This window comes from Streptococcus taoyuanensis (assembly GCF_029589235.1).
In the GTDB taxonomy this organism is placed as follows: domain Bacteria; phylum Bacillota; class Bacilli; order Lactobacillales; family Streptococcaceae; genus Streptococcus; species Streptococcus taoyuanensis.
Genome location: NZ_JARQVW010000005.1, coordinates 25,282 through 44,905 on the forward strand (window position 1 = coordinate 25,282; position 19,624 = coordinate 44,905).

The 19,624-nt window shown below is 33.6% G+C and carries 21 protein-coding genes; 8 read left to right on the forward strand and 13 right to left on the reverse strand.

Annotation, left to right across the window (positions count from 1 at the left end):
• Nucleotides 1–9: 9 nt before the first annotated feature.
• The 7 genes from P5Y91_RS04885 to P5Y91_RS04915 form a co-directional block, all read right to left on the reverse strand.
• Nucleotides 10–567 carry a conjugal transfer protein gene (locus P5Y91_RS04885; protein WP_277839079.1) on the reverse strand — a complete coding sequence of 186 codons (558 nt, stop codon included), beginning with the start codon at nt 565–567 and terminating at the stop codon, nt 10–12.
• A gap of 1 nt (nt 568) precedes the next feature.
• Nucleotides 569–802 carry a hypothetical protein gene (locus P5Y91_RS04890; protein WP_006152920.1) on the reverse strand — a complete coding sequence of 78 codons (234 nt, stop codon included), beginning with the start codon at nt 800–802 and terminating at the stop codon, nt 569–571.
• A gap of 14 nt (nt 803–816) precedes the next feature.
• Nucleotides 817–2,049: a replication initiation factor domain-containing protein gene (locus P5Y91_RS04895; protein ID WP_277839080.1), complete on the reverse strand. Its 1,233-nt coding sequence runs from the start codon at nt 2,047–2,049 to the stop codon at nt 817–819.
• A gap of 207 nt (nt 2,050–2,256) precedes the next feature.
• Nucleotides 2,257–3,945, reverse strand: a complete 1,689-nt coding sequence (locus P5Y91_RS04900) for an FtsK/SpoIIIE domain-containing protein (protein ID WP_277839081.1) — start codon at nt 3,943–3,945, stop codon at nt 2,257–2,259.
• 13 nt (nt 3,946–3,958) lie between these two features.
• The gene (locus P5Y91_RS04905) at nt 3,959–4,420 is read right to left on the reverse strand and encodes a conjugal transfer protein (RefSeq protein WP_277839082.1); all 462 of its coding nucleotides are present in this window, start codon (nt 4,418–4,420) and stop codon (nt 3,959–3,961) included.
• A gap of 21 nt (nt 4,421–4,441) precedes the next feature.
• Nucleotides 4,442–4,738, reverse strand: a complete 297-nt coding sequence (locus P5Y91_RS04910) for a hypothetical protein (protein ID WP_000622652.1) — start codon at nt 4,736–4,738, stop codon at nt 4,442–4,444.
• Between the two features lie 34 nt (nt 4,739–4,772).
• A complete protein-coding gene (locus tag P5Y91_RS04915) occupies nt 4,773–4,955 on the reverse strand; it encodes a hypothetical protein (protein WP_277839084.1) in 183 nt (60 codons plus the stop codon).
• 652 nt (nt 4,956–5,607) lie between these two features.
• Here P5Y91_RS04915 and P5Y91_RS04920 point away from each other — a divergent pair.
• The 6 genes from P5Y91_RS04920 (at nt 5,608) to P5Y91_RS04945 (ending at nt 12,653) form a co-directional block, all read left to right on the forward strand.
• Nucleotides 5,608–5,961 (forward strand): helix-turn-helix domain-containing protein, encoded by a 354-nt coding sequence (locus tag P5Y91_RS04920; RefSeq protein ID WP_277839085.1) that lies wholly within the window; start codon nt 5,608–5,610, stop codon nt 5,959–5,961.
• 8 nt (nt 5,962–5,969) lie between these two features.
• Entirely contained in the window at nt 5,970–7,493 is a 1,524-nt protein-coding gene (locus tag P5Y91_RS04925; RefSeq protein WP_277839086.1) for an AAA family ATPase, read from the forward strand.
• Nucleotides 7,480–8,433, forward strand: a complete 954-nt coding sequence (locus tag P5Y91_RS04930; protein ID WP_277839087.1) for an HNH endonuclease — start codon at nt 7,480–7,482, stop codon at nt 8,431–8,433. The genes P5Y91_RS04925 and P5Y91_RS04930 overlap by 14 nt, the downstream gene beginning before the upstream one ends.
• A gap of 94 nt (nt 8,434–8,527) precedes the next feature.
• The gene (locus P5Y91_RS04935) at nt 8,528–9,388 is read left to right on the forward strand and encodes an ImmA/IrrE family metallo-endopeptidase (RefSeq protein ID WP_277839089.1); all 861 of its coding nucleotides are present in this window, start codon (nt 8,528–8,530) and stop codon (nt 9,386–9,388) included.
• 8 nt (nt 9,389–9,396) lie between these two features.
• Nucleotides 9,397–10,083 (forward strand): XRE family transcriptional regulator, encoded by a 687-nt coding sequence (locus P5Y91_RS04940; protein WP_277839129.1) that lies wholly within the window; start codon nt 9,397–9,399, stop codon nt 10,081–10,083.
• A gap of 56 nt (nt 10,084–10,139) precedes the next feature.
• Nucleotides 10,140–12,653, forward strand: coding sequence for a Spaf_1101 family AAA-like ATPase (locus P5Y91_RS04945; protein WP_277839091.1), 2,514 nt, complete (start codon nt 10,140–10,142; stop codon nt 12,651–12,653).
• A gap of 644 nt (nt 12,654–13,297) precedes the next feature.
• Here the strand turns inward: P5Y91_RS04945 and P5Y91_RS10370 are convergent.
• The 5 genes from P5Y91_RS10370 to P5Y91_RS04970 form a co-directional block, all read right to left on the reverse strand.
• Nucleotides 13,298–13,576, reverse strand: coding sequence for a hypothetical protein (locus tag P5Y91_RS10370; RefSeq protein WP_000712968.1), 279 nt, complete (start codon nt 13,574–13,576; stop codon nt 13,298–13,300).
• Nucleotides 13,577–13,716: 140 nt separating this feature from the next.
• Complete coding sequence (locus tag P5Y91_RS04955) at nt 13,717–14,349, reverse strand: ABC transporter ATP-binding protein (RefSeq protein WP_140814767.1); 633 nt, start codon at nt 14,347–14,349, stop codon at nt 13,717–13,719.
• A 1-nt stretch (nt 14,350) separates the two neighbouring features.
• Nucleotides 14,351–16,366 carry a bacteriocin-associated integral membrane family protein gene (locus P5Y91_RS04960; protein ID WP_277839093.1) on the reverse strand — a complete coding sequence of 672 codons (2,016 nt, stop codon included), beginning with the start codon at nt 16,364–16,366 and terminating at the stop codon, nt 14,351–14,353.
• 102 nt (nt 16,367–16,468) lie between these two features.
• Nucleotides 16,469–16,765 carry a lactococcin 972 family bacteriocin gene (locus P5Y91_RS04965; protein ID WP_277839094.1) on the reverse strand — a complete coding sequence of 99 codons (297 nt, stop codon included), beginning with the start codon at nt 16,763–16,765 and terminating at the stop codon, nt 16,469–16,471.
• Nucleotides 16,766–17,079: 314 nt separating this feature from the next.
• The gene (locus P5Y91_RS04970; protein WP_001227862.1) at nt 17,080–17,250 is read right to left on the reverse strand and encodes a PhrA family quorum-sensing system peptide; all 171 of its coding nucleotides are present in this window, start codon (nt 17,248–17,250) and stop codon (nt 17,080–17,082) included.
• A 190-nt stretch (nt 17,251–17,440) separates the two neighbouring features.
• On the opposite strand from P5Y91_RS04970, the gene P5Y91_RS04975 reads away from it, so the two are divergent.
• Entirely contained in the window at nt 17,441–18,304 is an 864-nt protein-coding gene (locus P5Y91_RS04975; RefSeq protein WP_277839095.1) for a helix-turn-helix domain-containing protein, read from the forward strand.
• 338 nt (nt 18,305–18,642) lie between these two features.
• Nucleotides 18,643–18,804 carry a hypothetical protein gene (locus P5Y91_RS04980; protein ID WP_173019420.1) on the forward strand — a complete coding sequence of 54 codons (162 nt, stop codon included), beginning with the start codon at nt 18,643–18,645 and terminating at the stop codon, nt 18,802–18,804.
• Between the two features lie 387 nt (nt 18,805–19,191).
• Here the strand turns inward: P5Y91_RS04980 and P5Y91_RS04985 are convergent, their stop codons facing one another.
• On the reverse strand, nt 19,192–19,554 hold the full coding sequence (locus P5Y91_RS04985) for a hypothetical protein (protein WP_277839096.1): 363 nt from the start codon (nt 19,552–19,554) through the stop codon (nt 19,192–19,194).
• Nucleotides 19,555–19,624 lie beyond the last annotated feature (70 nt).

Here is a 19,624-nt window from a genome sequence, read left to right on the forward strand (position 1 = left end):
TTCCTCCTTTTAGAGAGCAGCAAGCTCAATGAGCTTGGATCCTTTTGCATAAAGGCGCTTATTGGCTTTTTCGATCTCGCCATTAATGTAATAGTATCCTCGAAGCTCAGTTTGGAGTTGTTCGATCAAGTCAGGTTTTAGATCCTTGGCTTCTTCTTTTTTAAGGAGACTATTTAATTCTCCAGCCTTGGTCCAAGCCTCTCTATGATCTTTCTTTTTCAGCAATTCCCCCAGTTCGTTTGTGACTTGAGAGACTTTCTTTTCAAAAATAGTTTTAGTGGCCATTTCAATTTCCTTTCTAAATGTTTCTTGTTTGCTTTTAATTGTTTGTTGGATATAAGAGATAAGAGACGGACGCATTCTTTTGTTTAGACTGAGCACATCGCCATCTAGAGTGAAGAAGGCATGTTCGTAGTCATAGAAACCATTCGCATCTGGTGGTTTTTCAGTAGATCTTCCAGCACATTCATAGAAAAAGTCTTTTTCTTTTCGAAGAAGAATAAACATGTTCCAAAATTCATGTTCTGGAAGAAGCAGAAAATCTGCTTGATAAATCTTCTTCAGCATCTCAAGAAGCCTCAAGCAGATCATCGTAGCCTAGAGCTTGGTAGATAAAATCAGAATCAAACCAGAGCCAGTCATTGATTTGTACTTCTGTTGGAGTATCACCAGAGAAGATATCTTCACAAATGACGGTTAGAGTATCTACTCCACCACGTTCACGGACGGTGTTTAAGGTCGTTAGTCCACCAGACCAAGCTTTAAAGTTTTCGAGTGAATTGATTTGAACTTTGTATTCCATTTAGTTTTTCCTTTCTAGTGTTCATAGTGTTTATTGGTTTTGAGAAGTCGTAACATGGCTTTTCCTCGATCTGTGATCTCTCCGCTATTCTGAATCATTTTCATGTATTCTGTTTGCAGGATTTTATCAGCTTCAGTGACTAGTGCAAGGGAGTTAGCAACTTGATAGGTCAGCCAGCGAATCGTTCTCTCAATACTGTAAGGCTGTGGGTTGGTTGAGAGTTTCAAGGGTTCGACCCCTCCAAAGAGCTGTTGCCATTTCTCATCAGGTTTATAGGCTCCGAAACGAGTGAGGCCATCATAGACTTGGATTTCTTTGTTTATGATACCTCTTGCGATTTCTCCGAGATCTACACCGTTGATGTATTCCTCTACAATGCCTTGGGCTTTCTGATCTGAAAAGCGGAGTTCATAGCGATTCCAGATACCAAAAATCTCCAAGGATTCGTCCAAGGAGATGTTTTCCATTCGAGCTATTTCATAGCGCTTTTCATAAAAGTTAAAGTAGAGTTGGCTTTGACGGCTTCCAAAGTAAATGGACAAACCATGATTAGCTTCCATGTCTTCATTATCTGTGAATGATCCACCACCCGTGATATTCCATTTCTTGATCGTGTCTAGAACAATCTCTTTGGAATAGAGTTTATCAATCAATTTGGGAATTTGAATTTGTTCGTCCTCGTGACCGTAACCCTTATAGAGTTCATCTAGAGCGATATCGAGTCGCTTCACCCGAACGTCTTCATAGGAATAAAGAATATTTTGAAGAAAGATCTGCCAAGTGATTCCCTTGTCTTCTAGAAGTAGTTCTAACTCACGGCATCCTTGACCGGATAGTTGAAGACAAGTTTGGTAGTCATTGGTCACAGACTTATCAAAGAAATCAAAAATCCAGATGTTTCCTCGTTGCCATAAGTGGGTATAATTCATGAGACGGGTTTCTTGGTCTGTAAATTCGCTTAGGTGACAGTGAAGGAAGTTTTCACAGAAAGCATCTAGATCCTTTAATCTAGGAAAGGTCAATCGTAGATAGTCAATCTGAGCCCGAAGACTGTTTTTATCACAATCTTGATAGTAACCGAGTCTTTCTTTAAGTTCTCTAAACTTATCAATCGTCAGTCCTCTTTCGCCTGTTTCATAAGAACGATAGGTTCTAGTCGGAAGATCAACAGCTTGTGCAAATGCTTTTTGACTAAGTCCTGTTTGTTTTCTGAAATTCTTAATATGAAAAGGACTAATTTTGTCCATTCATCGCAACACCTCTTTCTAACAAAGTGACACACTTTTTTGACGAAAGTGACACACTTCATAAAAATTGAAAACCCAACTCCCATAAGGAATGAGGTGGGGTGGACTTGGCGTTTTTGCCAATTGTAACCCCCCTATTAGAAAACGGGGGTTGAAGTTTCATCATGGCCTAGAAACTTCGGGCTACGGTCTGCGCCTGACCTGCGGTCAGGCTTGCCCTTGCCCTTGTCCTAGCCCATGATGAACAATCGTCGCTTCAACTGCTTTTGGATAAGACCTGCGTCCTCCCTCTTCAAATTGAGCGAGGATTTCAAGAAGAAGTTTTTCTTGAAAAGGATCCACTAGAATAGCGGATACAGTCCGTTCAAAGATGATCCCTTGTTCTGTTAAGAGATAGATAATCTTGCGCAAGGTTGGCATTTTAAGATTTTGTTCGTCTGCGAATTCTTTGAGTGGCCTCTTGTTTGATTCGTCTTCTATAGTCTCCTCTTCCTCTATAGGATCAATTGTTTCAACCGGTGGTTTATATTCTTCAAAGACCGAGAACTCTTCACCTTCAAACTCCATGATGGGAATTTTAGAGTAAGCATCATAGAAGGAAAAGCCTTGATCGAGCGGTACATAAGGAGAGAAAAACTCACCAGCCAGTTCTCCGTTGTTTGCGATATAACCTCGTCCTTTGACCTTGACTCCATTAATTTCATCTAGCTTTTTGAACTCTTTGGTTTTATTAGCATCTCCAAACATCATGTCATAGCCTGTTGATTCTAAATGACCGACGGAGAGACGCTTCATAAAGTTATCCCGAAGAGCAGTTTTAATAAATTCACCATCGGGCCGTTGCATAGCAAAAATGATAAAGACTCCAGCTTGACGACCTTCTAAAACTAACTGTGAGAGATATTCCATGAGTTCAGACTGTTGGCTATAGTCACGGTCAATCTTTGCCATAAGAGCTGCCCACTCGTCTACTAGAATGAATTTTGGTTTCATGTCATAATGAGTAAAGTTTTTTCCAGCTTGGAATTTTGGCGAACTATTCATCAATTCATATCGTTTTTCCATGAACCCTACATTGTCTTTAAAACAGTTAATGATATCTTCCTTACTGGTATAGACTCGACCATGAAAGACTGGAATTTTCTTTAATCCAGCAAGGTCCGAATTCTTTGGATCACAGATATCAACAAATCCTACTTTAGCTAGTGCATAGATAATGGTCATGAGAACAACGGTTTTTCCTCCACCTGTTCCACCTCCAATGAGAAGATGAGGTTCTTCAATATAATCCCAAGATACATCTTTCATGAGCTGGAGTTTTGAGCCTTTGACTTTTACTTCATCGATGGTGATTCTGCTATCAATTCGGTTGATAGCAATTTCATATTTGATAAAGCGATTATCAAAGGTTTTATTGCGAAAGTCCCCGTTAAACATGACTTCAAGCGTGGCCCCAAGATTTAGAAAACGATCTTGGAACTTATTACCCTCTAGAATAAAACTCACTTCAATCTTGTAGCGAGACTGCTTGACATAAACCTGAGGCAAGGTGATTTTTTCAATGATCTTGTTCTCACGCTTGACCTTTTTAACGAGATAGAGGTTATTCTCTAGCAGAAAGCGAGAGAGGATTCGAAGACTATTGAGCTTTTGAAAGAAGAGCACTTTCCTGTAGCAAATTCGATTGATAAACCAAGAGAAGATCAAAGAAAAGATAAATCCAGCTCCTAGAAAATATCCTTGGGGTAAGGGATAGACTTTTAATTCTTCTAGATGTAAGTAGCTGTAGTAACTAATAGCAAATAAAAAAGGAAACCACCAGATAAACCATGTGATTCCCTTCAATTTTCGATGAAAAGCGTGAACTCTTTTCCCACGATAGGTAAAGAGTTTCATAGTGCATCACCTCCTAGTTTTCCTTCTTATTTTCTACTGGTTTGTTTTCTTTAGTCGGTGCGCCTCCAGTTTTTTTCTTGATTTTAGAAGCAAAGAGCTTATAGATATCATTACGATTGACATGAGTATGAGTAATAACAATATCTTCCAATTCAATCTCTTCTCGGTATTTAATGCCTAAGTCTTCAATTTCAGACTCAGACATATCTGCGATGGTGAAAAAGAGTGTTTCGTGCTGGACAGAAGAGTGAATCCCTACGACAATTCCACGGATCTCACCTGTATTAACTTGGACAAATGATCCGTCAGGATTACGTTGTGAGCGATCCACTTCAAAGATGATATCAGGACCTTCAATGCCTCGGAAAGTCAGTTTTCCAAGGACAGCTGGGACATCTAATCCGTCTGTAATAACACGATAAGTCTTGTCAGCAATTTGTAGTTTTTCTCCGTAGTTTAATCCAATTTTAGCCATGTGATTTTCTCCTTTTGTTTCTTATTTTTTAATTACCAATTTTTCCGCAAAGACATTGAGATAAGGGGCAACAGTATTGCCATTAAGAGCAGTGTCTGGGAAAAAGATTGGGTTAACTGCTTCTACTAGAGAATCTTCGGGAAAGACTGTTGTAGATGCTGGGGTGATGACATGAAATGCACCGTGCTCTGCGCTGTTTAGAATGTGACGTTGGTATTTGCCTTCTTTTCCAAAAATAAATTTAGGAGCATTTCCCAAACGTTCGTAGTAAGCAGGGCCAATAAATTCTGGTTTCATTTTAAGTGTTTCTGAGATCATAAGATTTTCCTTTCTGAGTGTAAAATAAAAAGAGTTAAGCTAGTTTCTTCACTCTTGAGTAATAGTGGGTAAATAATTTGCGTTTAAACATACGACTATAGAATTGAATATCCCCATGAGCATAGCCATTTCTACGAGCATCATCTGCGAGATGGTCTAAATCAATTTGAGCTTGAGCATAGAGTTTAGCCTGTAGTTTATTAGATTCACTAAACATACCATAGGTAAATTCATAGTTATCGTAGAGTCGTTTACATTGTAGTGCGAAAAAAGTTTGTCATATTTTTCTCCTTTATTGTAATAAGTAAAAAAGCTACTAAGTGAAAAAAGGAAAGAACTTAGTAGCTTGAGAGTAGGTCTATCTTTAAGATAGACAGCAGTAAAGAAAAGTTATTTGGTTGGAAAGATCCCTCTTTCCACGGTGGCAACGTTTAGCAAAGTGCTTTGCGTCAATTACCATCGCTTTCCCAGCCAATCTCTTCAGGTAGTCATAATCATACCCAAGGGATTCTCTTACGCCCTTTAGCGAAGCCAGTTCACTTTACTATTCGGAAAAGTGCGAAAGTCCGAAATGCGTGGAAGCCCACAAATACTTGTTTTCTATCTTCACTTCAACCATAAAACGGACTTGACTTTACCTATCAAATAGATTACAATAAAGGTACGAAGTTTAGTGTAGTTTGATAGTCAGTCCTCTGGTTGTCAGACGCACTTTTTATTTAATTGTCAATGATCATAATGCCGATAGCTAGGCGTTATTATTTTTAAAATAAATATAACCTCCGGCTATATTTTATATTATATAACCATTGGTTATATTTGTCAAGAGATTATTTGAAATTAATACAAAAAAATTTTAGAGGTTTAAAATGGAATTTTCGGAACGATTAAAAAACCTTAGAAAACAAGCACATCTTACACAAGTCGATGTAGCTGAAAAACTAGGAATTTCGCAACCAGCTTATGCTTCATGGGAACGTGGAGCTAAAAAACCAACACAAGATAATTTAGTCAAGATTGCACAAGTTTTAAATGTATCAATTGATTATTTAGTTGGTAATTCGGATGAACATCTAAAAGAAGATGAGTTAGATAATGTAGAACTTCTTTTCCGTATGAATTCAAATGGTCTAACTGAGGAGGAAAAGGCTATTTTCAAGAAAGAATTAATTGAGTTTATGGAAGAACGGAAGAAAGCCTTTAAAAAGGGTGGTTTACTTTAAGAGAACTTTTGACAGGTTGTGGGGTTGAAGATATGATAAATTTTTTTAAAAAATATCCTTTTAGACGTAAGATATGGAAGAGGAATTTTCCGCTATCTGATAAAGATTTTAGTTCTCTAGATGATGGTATTTATTACGCTTTTGATCATTGGAACGATTACGGCTATAGAACATTATATGCATTGACAGCAAAAATTGAAGGTGAAATATACGATTTTGGTAGTCTTAAATTATCATTTATTCCTTATAGGCATAATGAGGAAATTGACCTACAATCGATTCTTGATAAAGAGGAAGAATATAATCTGATTTCACTTGGAGATAAAGAGTATTACGAGTTTTTAAATAAGTTTCTAACCTCAGCTGAAAAAGATGAGTATTTCAAAAAAATGGGTGATATTGCCTACGACTTAGATAGGCTAGATGAGGCAATTGAGAATGATTCGAATTATTATCCTGTTGAAGACTATTATTTATTGAAGAATTCTTTTTTACGCAGTGTTACTTTAAGCGAAATCAGAAATCAGTTTCACAGATTAAGTATGGGTGGGAACTATGTTGATGAATATCAAATTAGTATTATTGATAAAAATGGAAACAATGTTTTAGAGTTTCGAAAGGATCCACATTCAATAGAGTATTTTCCGGATACTTTATATGCAATTGTAGGAAATAATGGAGCAGGAAAAACATATTTCATAAAAAACTTGATTGATCTTTATATTGAGAAAAATAGTGATTTATTTAAAAATAGTACTTCCAATATTAATCAATTCGAGTCAATTGTATTAATTTCATATAGTCCTTTTGATACAGGAATCATAAAAAATGATAGAGAAAATTATAAATTTATTGGTATTGATTTCAATAAGACAACTAATTTAGAAGATTATATTACTGAAGAAATAAAAACTCTTTTTAAGGAGGCGGCGACTCCCAAAAATAAAAATAGAACTAAAAAAATTATAGACAAATTTTCATTTGATCCTTTGTTTATGCGGATTCTTCCGTTAGTCGAAGAAAGAGAATTATCGGAAGATATAATTAATGAACTAAGTTCTGGTCAAAAAATAGTTTTACTTAGTCTATTGAATTTGATTATCAAGGTCTTTGAAAAAACACTTGTAATTATTGATGAGCCTGAGTTATTCTTGCATCCACCACTTTTAAAAGCATATATTAGAGGAGTAGAAGAAATTGTTGAGGAAGGAAATGGTGTTTGTTTATTAGCAACTCACTCTGCAATCGTACTTCAGGAAGTACCTAATACAAATATTAGGAAGTTAAAATATGATTTTGAAAGCCATAAGGGTAGTATAGTGAAACTATCAAGTAAAACTTATGGAGAGAGTATTAGCTTCATTAATGATACTATTTTTGGTACTGACTTAAGAAATACAGGGTTCTACAAAGTATTACAAGATAAAATAGGCGAAGAACAAATTTCAGATAGTTTTGAAGCCGTTTTGGGTAGTGAAGCAAGAATTATATTACAGCTATCGAGGGAATTAAAAACAAATGAAGAAGATTGACGAACCGGATTTTAAAGTTTCTGATGTATGTGATACTGTAATCACTGATGCTTCAAATAAAGAAGATAAGCACATCAAGGATGTTTTCACACAAGTAGATCCAGCAGGGTGGAAAGCACAACTAAAGCATTATGAGATAAATTATCTTGACAATAGAAATCAATTGTATACTATGGAAGAGATGGACGATGCATATGGAATAACAATTGAGCAAATGGAGGGTATTTTCACATACTGCATGACTGGTAGTCGTACTTATAAGGATAGACTATATTCTCTGGCTCCAGATAGATGTCCTATTTGTGATAAGCGGTGGGGATTTAATGATAAAAATTTAGATCATGTTCTACCAAAGTCTAAATTTCCTCAATTTGCTATAACTCCCCATAATCTTGTTACAACTTGCGATACTTGTAATAAGCGAAAACGTGATGGATATGGCAAGGATGAATCGACAGGTGTTTTTAATGCGTATTTTCATGGAGTTTCTTTAGCAAAGTATATAAAATGTTATATATATGCCTCTAGAGGGGATATAGTGGTAAATGTTCATTTAATATCTTTTGATGAATCTGAAATACAAGATGAGAATCAATATCAAAGATTAAAGTATTGGTTTGAAAAATTATATGACCTAGACCAGATGTATAATATTAATGTCAGAAATAATATTTTAAAGTTAGTTGATGAATTTGCCAGGAGTGATATACCAGAAGGTTTAATTTCAGAAGAATTCCTACGTAAGGAATTTCAAACGAATTATGATGAATATAATAAATTTGATTTTTCAGATGGTGTGATATCAGATGAATTTTTGATTTTTATAATGTATGATTCTCTAGCAAATAAATCTCCAAATGAATTGATAGCCTTAATTAAGGAAAATATTCTTGCTAGAAAATCAGAGATAGCTTTGGCTAAGTGTGAGGATATATTTTAGAATTTTCAGTAGACAATAGTCTACTTTTTTTATATAATTTACTCAACCATTCTGGTTTAGTTTTGTAATTTATACTTAAAGGAGGTATCATTCTTTGGATGAATTGTATACAAGAATAAGTAAGTCTACAAAACATGTGTTATATCAGTACATGAAGGATCATGATATTTCGTTACTAAATTATAATTTTAATTACTTCTTTCAACACTGTATTCAGGAATATCAGATTCAAGTGATTAGTCATCATTTTTCAAATCATCAGATTGAAGGATTAACTGTTATTGATGAATTAGGTATTAGTTTTTCTTATGAAAAGGATAATCCAATTGTGAAGCAAAATTTTACTCTGTGTCATGAGCTAGGACATTTTATCCTAGAGCATGAAGGCAATTATTTTACTGAATCTATTGATAATCAGGAGAACCTACTAGAGCGTGAAGCGAATATTTTCTCTGCTGTAGTATTAATGCCTGACATTGTTTTGTTGTCAAAGATTTATTATAGTTGCGACACCTTTCAACACATTCAAAATAGCCTCGATGTCTCAAAACAGGCATTGTTCTTTCGCCTTTTAGATCTTCTTAGAGAATATTATCCTGAAAAAGAAAATACCATTAGGCAGGCTATCGATGCTTATATTGATGGACAAAATGCCACACTACTCCTTTTGTTTCACAGCATCAAAGAACATATTATAAAGGAGTTTAACAACTACCAGACTTCTCTCATCAATAAGATAGAGCTATCTGTGAGCAAAAGAGGTTTTGTAACTAGTCAAGAGTATCCAGAACTTCTAGATCAAGAGAATTGGAAAACAATAAAGACTTGCCGAAAGAATTTAAAAGTATGGCTCATTTATGATAGAGGAAAATCAATAGCTTATGTTTGGGATAAGAATAAACTAACAGACAAAGAAGCAAAACAAAAAGCTGAATTGAAATTATTGTTAATGTGAGGTAAATGATGTACCAACCAGAAAAACTAAAGGCTCGTAGAAAAGAGCTACAAATGACTCAAAAAGATATTGCGGATCGATTAGGTATTAGTTATCAAGCTTATTCCGCATGGGAGCGTGGAGTAAAACAACCATCTAAAGAAAAAGTGCCACAACTAGAGCAGATTCTAAATGTTCCAAAAGGTTATTTTACAGAGGTTGAAATCGTCCGACTATATAATACTTTATCGGATGAAGGTAAGAATAATGCACTTAGTTATGTCAGAGGCCTAGTTCAAAAAGAAAAATGTAAGAACATTGTTTCAATGTCAGAAAAACTATACGAATATCATGTTTACGAACAAATGTCTGCTGGTATCGGTTCATCGGTGTACAACGATCAAAACTATGATACTGTCTATTTTGATAAAGAACTAGCTCATGATTTTGCTTCATGGGTATCTGGAGACTCAATGGAACCCAAATATCAAAACGGTTCTGTTGCTCTCATTCGTGAGACAGGATTCGATTATGATGGTGCAGTATATGCAGTAGTCTGTAATAATCAGACATACATTAAAAGAGTTTACCAGGAAGAACAGGGTTTACGGTTAGTTTCTATCAATCCAAAATATCGAGATATTTTTCTTTCGTATGATGAAGATCCTAGAATTGTAGGGATTATTGTAGGGAATTTCTTACCTGTTGAACAGTGATATTGTTAATGTAAAATAATAATAGTGTATTATTTTTTTGTTTATGGAGATTGAAAATGGGAAAAGAAAATAATGAAATAAAAAAGGCATATGATGAATTACTGAAAACTAAAAATAAATGTGGGAAATATAGTAAAACATTGTTTCACATCCATACCCCAGTATCCCATGATTACAGGTTATTTAAAGTTTGGAACGATTTATCAGAGAAAGAATGGAATAAACTATCTGTAGAAGATTATCTTTTAGAAGTAAAAAATAATAAGCTTTTTCCAGAGGAATATTTTAAAACAAAAGATGGTGATAGTATTATTTATAATAACTATCAAAAAAATGGTTTTGAAAATGAAAAAGAGCAAATATCATTTTTGGTAGTTGCTCAGAGTTTATATCGAGAAAATATTTCAACAATAGTGGTTTCTGATCATAATACAATTTCAGGAATTAAGAAAATGGAAAAAGCTATAAAAATTGTATCTGAATTGAATATCAATAAAGGTAAAGAATATATTGAGGTAATAAATGGGGTGGAAATTTCATGTGCTGATAGAATACATGTTCTTGTAGCTTTTCCAAATGAGAAAAGTGAAATTATCAAAAAATGGCTAGAAGAAAACCTTATGGGTATTAAAGAGGGTTCATATAAAGCTAGTTTAGATGTTATTGATACTTTTAATAAGGAAGAATTCATCACTTATATTGCTCATATAAATAGTTCGGATATATTTAAAGATGGAAAACTCTTTACTAATGCTTATAAGAAAAAATTATTTTCGAAAGAATATTTGAAGTATATTGGAGTTTCAAATAAAGACAGTATTTCAAATGTAAGAAATTACATTTCCATAATAAATAAAGGCGTGAATCCATTTTTTATTCTGGATAATGATTCACATTATATTGAAAATCATTCTATTAATCCCATGTGGATAAAATTCAGTAAGAGAAGTTATAAACAATTGAAAGAATCTTTATCAGAGTATGATGTTACAGTAAAATTAGACAAACCAAATAAAAAAATAAAAAAAGTTATACGAGGTATATATTTACCTACGAATAAAGAGGCTTTTTTATCAAGTAATAAGAAATTTAAAATTTTGTTTTCCGACTCATTAAATAGCATTATAGGAGGAAGAGGGACCGGGAAAAGTACTATTTTAGAATTAATTCAATTTGTTCTTTCACAAAAAGCTGACTCAAAACAGAAGTTAGAATTTTTATCTAAACATTCAAAAGTCTATTTATGGTATGAAATGCTTGAAAAACAATACATAATTGAGTTGAATCTTCCTAAACAAAAGGAGAATGAAGACATCTATGATTTATATCAAGTTAGAACAAGAAGTACTGATAAATATTGGTTTCATGAAAATAGAATAAAATCAAAGATAATAGAAAATCATTTATTAATTTATGAAATTCTAGATGATGAAAGAATTATTAAAGTACCAAAAAAAAAGAAAGAATCATTACTTAATGAAATGTTTGATAGTAGATATTCTGTTAACGAATTAGTTAATTCTGCGAGTAGTGGCAAAATAGATGATTTTCTACGTGGTACACTTTTCAAGGATAGAAAGAACAAAAAATATATCTTCTCCGAAAAAATTGATAAAATAGAAAAGATAATTCCAGCAATTGAATCTGCTGATGAGAAATTAAGTAAACAATCTAATTTTATAAATTCAATTATTGATAATTTTAATAACCAACAAACGGGGAATTTACAAATTGTTTATAAGCAGGAACTTAAGTATCTTTTACCGGACCGCTTTGAAACATGGTTTTTCCCACCAGGAAAAAATTTAAAAAGGCCTTTCAAAGGGTACATGCTGTCCTGTGAAGATATTATTGACTACTTATCATTTGTTTTTGATAAGATAGGATTTACAAATTTTGTAAAAATGATGAATGATAGGGAAATTCTTTATGAAAATCAACTAATTCAAATTGCAAATCAGAGGATCTCTAATTCAATTTATTCCGACATGTCCTTAATAGAGGTAGAAAAATCAAATGTACATGATATTTTTGATGAAATTTTCAATATTTGGTACAAACTAGATCTATTTAGAATAGAAGACTATTTAAAGGATACATATAATAATTGTGAAAAGCTCTCTTTAGAATTCAATATAAACTCGAAAGTTACAGATAAAAATAAGAAAGCAATTTTTAAAGATGTTACCAACTTAAGTTTAGGCCAAAAAGTGGTTGCAATGCTTGATTTTATTCTTGCATATTCTGAATTAACTGATGATAATCGTCCATTGCTAATTGATCAACCAGAGGATAACTTAGATTCCAGATACATTTTTAATAATTTGGTCAAAATATTACGAGATGTAAAATCAAATCGTCAAATTATTATTGCCACACATAATGCTACAATTGTGACAAATGCATTGTCAGATTTAGTTATATTAATGAAATCTAATGGTGAACATGGGTGGATTGAAAACTCCGGATATCCAAGTGAAGATAAAATAAAAAAATATATTGTTGATTATCTTGAAGGTGGAATAGAATCTTTTAAACATAAAGTTAAAATATATAAAAGTATTATTTAATTAAAATAGTTGAACCGTAGTTTTTTAATTTAAAGAAATTCTTTCTACAATAGTTGTTAATTAGAAGAATTATTTTCCTTTAAATTATAGTAATAAAAAGGGATATTTGCTATCCATTTCACCAATTTTATTGATATTTAAACATGCTAAAGCAAGCCCAACTTTATCTCTATTATATGACTTTACACAAAGAAAAGCCCTTAGAAACTTGGGTTCTAAGGGCTTTGTCTTCAATCTGAAAAAAGTATATTTTTAATTTTTCTAAGTACGTCTAGACGTTTTAAAACTCATGTTGTGATTGCATTACGTTCAATACTTCTTGCATACTTCCAGCCTTCCAATTTGCCTTAGCATTAAATAAAGGCAATAGGTAATCGTAATATCCAATAGTAGCAATACCAGCACTAGTTGATCCCTGTATCCCTGAGTACGAATCTTCAATAGCAATTGTCATCCGAAACAATATAATCAAAATAATTCTTCAAATCCAGTTTTTCAAGACTTATTTCTATACTGAAACAACATCTTTCCAGAACTTCAATAATTTCTTTTTGTGTTAAATCATTATTTAACTAAATCTTTGGAGGCAATACGTTTTCAAATCTACTTTTTTACCATAGGTTTTGAGCCTTCAACACAGATTACTAAGCCAAAAATGCTCTAAATTTTTGAAATTCTAACAAATTCCACTCAACTTTATCATCATCTTTGACTTTCACAATATCTTCCTCAAAATAACATGGAATAAAGATAGTTTTCTTTTGAAACGGTTGTAGGAGGAAAATCTCTCCTACACTATTATTGATTCTGAGAGAAAATTGCAAAATATCATCTACTAAACTTTCAATTATTAAGATTTTTTGCAGTTTATCTGAATTAGAATCGCAAGGCTTCTCAATAATATAATTGTCGAATTTTTTCATTCTAACTTCCTCTCCACTATTTCTTCCTTTATCAAGAAAAAGTTAGCTCAATATTAATAAAGTACAATTCTAAATTAACTCCAATTATTGATTCATGATAATATTTCAGTAACTCATCGTGCAATTAAAAACAAGGATTTTTATTTCAAACGATCCATCGTGATCACTTCATCAGCCATCTCCCAAATTGCCGGATTATGTGTTGCGATAATGATTAGCCTATTATCATCTCGAAGAGATAGCAAAATCTCCATAATCAACTGAGAGTTTGCTGGGTCTATTGAAGCTGTTGGCTCATCTGCCAGAATAAAGAGTGGATTCTTTAAGATAACTTTTGCCAAGGCAACCCGTTGCGATTCTCCGCCCGATAACTCAAAGATGCGCTTATCTAAGTCAAGATAAGCCAGGCCGACCTGTTCTAAAGCCTGCTTCTGCCTCAACCGCTGTTCCGACCGACTCAACTTTTGACCAATGAGACCTAGCTTAAGGTTTTCTTCAATACTTTGGTTTTCAATTAAGCCAAAGTTCTGGAAGAGGTAGCCCAATTCGTGACGGAAAAAATCACTCGATTTATATTTGGCCAAGTCTTTACCTCGGTAAAAAATCGTCCCATCATAAGATTCTAATTTCCCAATCATGTTCATCAAGGTTGTTTTTCCGCTACCACTTGAACCAATTAAGGCATAGACTTTTCCAGCCTCAAATGTCATTGAAAGATTCGAAAATAACTCTCGTTCTCCAAAAGATTTACTCACCTGTTTAAGTTCAATCATATTAACCTCCCTTCAAAACAAGCATGGACATCTTGTTTTCTTTCTGCATTTGGACATGTAACTGTAAAAGAGATAGACCAGTAAAGAGTAACAAGACTAAGAAAGCAACTACTATCTCTACCTGAAGAAATACACTCGCAACAAATCCCAGTAAAAACACACCCAGTTGAGCAAAGAGATAAGTGCGATGGATTTCTAAGAACCTGAGACCTGCAATGCGTTTGATAAAAATGGCACGTCTAAATTCTTCGAAGTAGAGCCTATTCATAGTGTTAAACAACAAGATTGAAGTTGCAATCCCAAGCACAGCTCCTGCTAGCATTACCCAAAGTTCCCTCTGGATATTATCCAATAATGTGATGTAGTTGTGGTAACCTGTTTGCATTTCTGAGACCCAATTTTCAATGCCTTGTCTCTGGATAAGCTCCTGGGCATCAGACAATTGATTAAAGAGAACGTAGTTCTGTACTGCGTCTACCCAAAACAAAATGGACTGTGGACCAGTTGATTGGGGTGTTATAACAATGATGATTGGATCTTTCAAAAACTGCTGGTAAGAAATAGGGGTCGTATTATACACAAATCGATCCTGACCTGATTCCAAATAACCAACCGTAGCAGTCATTTGCTGTCGTTCATCTTGACTAGACATGCGACTGGTTAAGTCGTCTTCAAAAACAGATTTATAATGTTCTTCCTCTGAACGGAGGTGTTCAGGCAGCAATAAGACAAACTCCCCTACATCAAGGTGATTCATCTTTTGCTCAATAGTTGTATCTACAGGAATGTTTTGACGCTCCAAGTATTGCGGTGTGACGATAAGGACATTGCCATTCGGGCTGTAATCGTGCCATTCTGTAGAGGTTGTCAAGTTTTTGGAGGAAGCTATGCCATTTTGCAAAGTACGTTCAATTAACTGGTGTCTAGATAAGAAAGCCTTTTGTTCTGAAACAGCCAGATCCATCAATTGATACCAAGTTCTGAGTTTCCCTTGAGTTTGTTCATCAAAACCAGGACTCGTTCCTTCACGGCTGATTGATAGGGTAATCAGTTGCCTTTCCTGACTCCAAACCTCTTGTCCAATCCGATGCTGTTGCCAGGCTTGGGAATACTTTAAGCTACTCCCTATTCCCAGCGTTACAATAATAATCGCAAATAGTTGACCGATTAAAATCAAACTAATGATTCCTCTGACAGGCACTTGCCCTTTTATAATCTGCATCAGGTGTATCTTTTTTATCCCAACTGCGAAGAGTTGAGCGAAAAACAGGGAGATCGACAACAAGATGAGATTATAACTGAGCAAGCCTTCTCCTATGGTCGTTAGGGATTGCGTTGGAAGCGACAGAATTTTTTGCATAAGAATGGCGAGCACGCCAGCTAAACTGAAACCAACAGCTATCCCTTTCAAATCCTCACCAACTGGTCTAAGGAAAATGGACCACCGTTTCTCTCCTGAAATGAGGCGAATGCCCGACGACCGTAATTGGCTAATTTGACTAATTAAAGTCAGTGCTACAAAGGTTAAGATGAAAATCAATAGACTGATTAACTGAAATCCGTTACTAAAGATAGCCATTAACGTAGATAGTTTAGATGGAATTATCAGCTGCATGTTAGTCAAGCCAAGTTGACTTAGCTCCTCCCTTAGCAAGTGAATATCTAGGTGTCCATCGAATACAAAATAGTTTGTTTCAACACTACTACTTTGAGCATCTTCTAGATTTTTTTCCTGAAGCCCATCAGGCAACTTTCCGTCCCCAAAGGTCGTATAAGAAAAAACTGTAGTACCTTCTGAGTTAGGATCTTGGTGTTGAATCGCAATAAAGCTATCCGTTTCTTCTGCTAGTTTTTCCAAGCGTGTAGCAACATGCTGAAAAGTTGTTTCAGGGGAAGAATCACGTACAACAACGTTGGGGTAATAATGGGAGACATATGTATCAGTCCAAATGGTAAATACCCAAACAAAGAACAAACTAGCAAGCAGGTTGGATATGAGTATAAATAATTTTTTCATAGTGCATTCCTTATTCTAAAATAGAGGACAGAAATACCCCTGCCCTCTATAAACTAACAAGCTTACTAAACTATTGATAAAAGAATCTTCTTCAATTATTCTTTACCATCCCGCATCAAATGTAACTTGCTCCCCAAAATCTGTATTAACAAACGCATAGGCTGCAACACGTGCTCCTTTATAAACTATTTTTTGATTGTCACGTCCAATACTTCCAACATAGGCCCAGTGATACTGTGAATTATGATAATAATTCGAATATGCTCCCCAATTTTTTGGATCATGATGGCCTCCATAGTTCCACTCGCCACCACGGTAAGAAAATGCCAAAACAGGAGAAGCTAAACTAAATGCCAAAACGGCAATGGATGATGCAACTACTTTTCTAATTTTTAACATATTATTACTCCTCTGAATGAAATATTATGAAAATGAGCGAAATGCAACTACACATTTTAATTAGAAATCTCAGTCTGAATTATAGTATCCTATTTTTTCCTCCTTTCTAACTGCACGTTCCTTTCTACAGACAGAGACCTAATTTTATAAACCAATCTTAAATACTTTAGATTTTGTAACTCATAATTTTCAACAGTTGGTTAGCTATGAAAGCATTTTATCAAACATCTCCATTCTTATATCTATCTGGTATTGTTACAAGCTCTCATCAGAATACCTTTCTCTAAATAGTTGAATTTTAAAGTAATACGAAATCAATCAGCCTTCCCAACATCAAGACCATTGGACTTCTTTTGTGATTGCACTCGAATCTCCAATTGTTTATTCTTCTGAATAAACTGTTGGTAAGGAATTGTATTACTAAACATAAAAACACCTAGTAATGCAAATGTAACTAATTTTTTAATTCCACGTTTTTTTCTCATGCAATGAAACCCCTTTCTTTTCCTTGTTTTTATTCTAACACATATATATTATTTAGGCAATTATTTTTATTGCGTTTTGAACTTTTTTTTTTTTTTATTACCATAAAGAATATTATATTCCTTTAACTTGCTATTTTGAACTAAAAATTTTATAATGAAATTAAGCAAATAGGAAGGTTTATTATCTTTAATGAATACACTCGCAGAGAAATTCAGATTAAAAAGAAAAGAGCTAGGACTCTCCCAACAAACTCTTGCAGAAGGAATTTGTGAACAAAGCCAGATTAGTAAAATTGAGAGAGGGCATTTCATTCCCTCCGCAGACCTTTTGTTCAAACTCTCACAACGACTTGAAGTACCATTAGATTATTTTTTTAATGAACAAATTGAAATTAAATCTAACCTCTCTAATTTCAAGCAATTATCTGCTCGACTATTAGATGACAGAAATTATGATGATTTGGAATATATTTATAGAATAGAGATTGAACGAAGTACTTTTCTAACACTAGAAGACCGAACTTACCTTGAATGGATTAAAGCTATTATTGACTTCTATCAATATGACAGTAAGTGTGAGGCTATTTCTTCATTGGAAAATATATTATTAAAAGTCTCCTCAAATACTCTGATTTATTTAAAGGTATTGAATACTCTATCTAATTTCTATTCCTTAGTGGGTCGTGAACAAGAATATGAGGCAAACTACTCTCATTTAATGGAGTTATATCAGACAAAAAATTTTGAGCATCAAGAGTTTTTATTTGGCTACATCAGAGTTCGTTACAACTACGCTCACTACCTAGTGTCAAAGGAAAAATATAACGAAGCCATCCAAGAAGCTCTTGAGACGATTGAACTCTGTAAACAAAGACAGACAAGCTACCAACTGGCTCCCCTACTTATTCTTGTAGGAAATGCTGGAGCCAAATTTCTAGAAAAAGAACAAGTCAAAAATTATTATATAGAAGCAAGAGAGTTATGTAAGATTTATAACAATCCTTTAATGTTGATGAAGATAGAAAATTATTTGAAGGAATTAGATACTGTATAGTTAATCTTGACATTATAGTTTTTCTGAAACGTTAAATAACCTGTAAGGCTGATAGTGATATTAATACTATCAGCCTTATAATTTTTCCATGGTATCTCAAATAACTATACTGATTTTGTTTCTCGTTCTAATTTGGTAACATTTTGATTTCTTGTGTTATAAAATATATTGATAAAATTCTCTAATCCCCTAACCTTATATTCGTAATCATCTATCCATTTAGTCATAAATCTTTGATTTTCTTAGGAATGATATTAGGATAGCAAGGATAATTTGGAAAAATTATCACATAAATTGACATAATACTTAGTATAGAACAACTTATTAAGAGGTTAATTATGTCTAAATCATCTAAACAAATCGAAGAAGACGCTATTGACTATTTAAAACTGGCACTAAAAAAATCTAAACATATTAACAGAGAAATTTCTAAAGGGGATAGAGAACCTATCTGGGATGGTCGTATCTATTTTTATCATTTCAAAAACATACTTTTTTAATACTAAATTTTATAATATAATAGATACAATGACTTTTAAAACACTTCTTCCCTATCCATAGGTGGATAGGGTTTTTCGTTGTTCATCACACGTTCTAAACATTCAATACTAGATCTTAGGTGAAACATTTCATGTTTCCTATATTTTTCATCCTGTGAGTTTAATAGTTCGTTTAGGTGACGTCTAATATGCCAAATGGCTTTTCTAATATTTGCTTCTTTTAAATTATTCATGAATCCATTGTATAATAAAATATAATCCAATTTCTTTGATTAAGCTAATTTACATGAAATATAAGCTATTCGGTTAAGAATAAGCTTAAAAGTTTTTTGAAGGAATCTATTCAGCACAAAAAACACCTATTCGGTAAAATAGGTGTGAATAATGTTATTTATATCCATATTGTTTTAGTGCGTTATTATATGCTTCGCTATCTTTAAGATAGTAGTCATGCTTAACTCCACTAATATCAACAGAAAAGACCCCATCTTTAAATGAATACTCTTCTGTTCGACTTGCAATATTTTGTCCAGTTAATTCGATCGTATTCTTTTGCTTGTTAATGGTAAAGCTGTCGGCTTCTCCATGCTCTATGGAAGCATTATCTCCTTTAATAGTAAATGCCAATTCATTTCTTTCACTTGATATCCAATAGTATTCGCCATCCAGAGATTGTTGCTTATTTTTAGTGCAAGCAATTAGTGTAATTATTGATAATGACAACAATAATATGCAAACAATTTTTCTCATGTTTCTCGCCTCCTTTTATAATATTACTATACCAAAATAATGTTACAAAACTGTATCAATGTCTGTTATA

Excerpts from the sequence above, each read along its gene's own strand:
- P5Y91_RS04885 (WP_277839079.1), bottom strand. The coding sequence starts at position 567 with ATGCTGAAGAAGATTTATCAAGCAGATTTTCTGCTTCTTCCAGAACAT.
- P5Y91_RS04890 (WP_006152920.1), bottom strand. The coding sequence starts at position 802 with ATGGAATACAAAGTTCAAATCAATTCACTCGAAAACTTTAAAGCTTGG.
- P5Y91_RS04895 (WP_277839080.1), bottom strand. The coding sequence starts at position 2,049 with ATGGACAAAATTAGTCCTTTTCATATTAAGAATTTCAGAAAACAAACA.
- P5Y91_RS04900 (WP_277839081.1), bottom strand. The coding sequence starts at position 3,945 with ATGAAACTCTTTACCTATCGTGGGAAAAGAGTTCACGCTTTTCATCGA.
- P5Y91_RS04905 (WP_277839082.1), bottom strand. The coding sequence starts at position 4,420 with ATGGCTAAAATTGGATTAAACTACGGAGAAAAACTACAAATTGCTGAC.
- P5Y91_RS04910 (WP_000622652.1), bottom strand. The coding sequence starts at position 4,738 with ATGATCTCAGAAACACTTAAAATGAAACCAGAATTTATTGGCCCTGCT.
- P5Y91_RS04915 (WP_277839084.1), bottom strand. The coding sequence starts at position 4,955 with ATGTTTAGTGAATCTAATAAACTACAGGCTAAACTCTATGCTCAAGCT.
- P5Y91_RS04920 (WP_277839085.1), top strand. The coding sequence starts at position 5,608 with ATGGAATTTTCGGAACGATTAAAAAACCTTAGAAAACAAGCACATCTT.
- P5Y91_RS04930 (WP_277839087.1), top strand. The coding sequence starts at position 7,480 with ATGAAGAAGATTGACGAACCGGATTTTAAAGTTTCTGATGTATGTGAT.
- P5Y91_RS04940 (WP_277839129.1), top strand. The coding sequence starts at position 9,397 with ATGTACCAACCAGAAAAACTAAAGGCTCGTAGAAAAGAGCTACAAATG.
- P5Y91_RS04945 (WP_277839091.1), top strand. The coding sequence starts at position 10,140 with ATGGGAAAAGAAAATAATGAAATAAAAAAGGCATATGATGAATTACTG.
- P5Y91_RS10370 (WP_000712968.1), bottom strand. The coding sequence starts at position 13,576 with ATGAAAAAATTCGACAATTATATTATTGAGAAGCCTTGCGATTCTAAT.
- P5Y91_RS04955 (WP_140814767.1), bottom strand. The coding sequence starts at position 14,349 with ATGATTGAACTTAAACAGGTGAGTAAATCTTTTGGAGAACGAGAGTTA.
- P5Y91_RS04960 (WP_277839093.1), bottom strand. The coding sequence starts at position 16,366 with ATGAAAAAATTATTTATACTCATATCCAACCTGCTTGCTAGTTTGTTC.
- P5Y91_RS04965 (WP_277839094.1), bottom strand. The coding sequence starts at position 16,765 with ATGTTAAAAATTAGAAAAGTAGTTGCATCATCCATTGCCGTTTTGGCA.
- P5Y91_RS04970 (WP_001227862.1), bottom strand. The coding sequence starts at position 17,250 with ATGAGAAAAAAACGTGGAATTAAAAAATTAGTTACATTTGCATTACTA.
- P5Y91_RS04975 (WP_277839095.1), top strand. The coding sequence starts at position 17,441 with ATGAATACACTCGCAGAGAAATTCAGATTAAAAAGAAAAGAGCTAGGA.
- P5Y91_RS04980 (WP_173019420.1), top strand. The coding sequence starts at position 18,643 with ATGTCTAAATCATCTAAACAAATCGAAGAAGACGCTATTGACTATTTA.
- P5Y91_RS04985 (WP_277839096.1), bottom strand. The coding sequence starts at position 19,554 with ATGAGAAAAATTGTTTGCATATTATTGTTGTCATTATCAATAATTACA.